At 53.6% G+C, this 714-nt stretch carries 1 protein-coding gene; it reads right to left on the bottom strand.

All coding sequences use genetic code 11. The features are described 5' to 3' along the window. Nucleotides 1–714 (bottom strand): S8 family serine peptidase (locus EN780_RS36210; protein WP_189557090.1); only part of this gene is annotated, 714 nt, incomplete at both ends.

The following is a 714-nucleotide window of genomic DNA, read 5'->3' as shown; positions in this document are numbered from 1 at the left end:
GCATTAATATCGCCACCCGGAGCCGCGAGGCACCACTCTGCTGTGGCTCCGCATCTATTGCTATAGCTGGCAATCTTGCCATCCTTGCCGACAGCAACGACTGTTATCAGCGAGCCTGCCAGATCCGAGAAGTCGAGCTTCGAGACATCAGACCCGCTCACTATCTTGTATGTATTTGGGTTATTGAAATCGAAACCTTTGTTTGTTTGATCGTTTGTGTCGATGAACTTATAAAGATTTCCATCTTTGGTATTTTCTGGCGTTATTAACGGCAACGTGCCGATGCCGCTGGGAATCGCCGAAGCAGCGCCGGGTTGGTCGTCGGTACTGGCATCATTACCGGCGGCGAAGACGAGCACGATGTCCGCCTTAGCCGCCTTCTTCAACGTATTGTAGGTATCGACGAGATTGCTCGGATCATCATAGATGGCCTGATAGTCGAGAATCTCATAGTTTTTATTATCGATGGCATATCCCTTGCCATCGAGTTTCAGTTGGCCGTTCTCGTCCTTGAGATACCGCCCCAGCAACAGGCCTGGCCCGTAGCTCCCATTGAGCACGCCAGCTCCCGCACCAATCGCGTATTCGATCGCTTCATTGGTCGGGTCCATCTCGGGATCATCTGGGTCGCCGATATCCACTGCTCGAAGGGGCAATACTGTCGATTCATAGGCCACGCCCTGCATGCCCGTGCCGTCGCGCGCGGCGCCGATT

This window comes from Mesorhizobium sp. M4B.F.Ca.ET.089.01.1.1 (assembly GCF_004022605.1).
GTDB classification, from domain to species: Bacteria; Pseudomonadota; Alphaproteobacteria; order Rhizobiales; family Rhizobiaceae; genus Mesorhizobium; species Mesorhizobium abyssinicae.
This window is presented reverse-complemented; position numbering and strand designations above follow the sequence as displayed.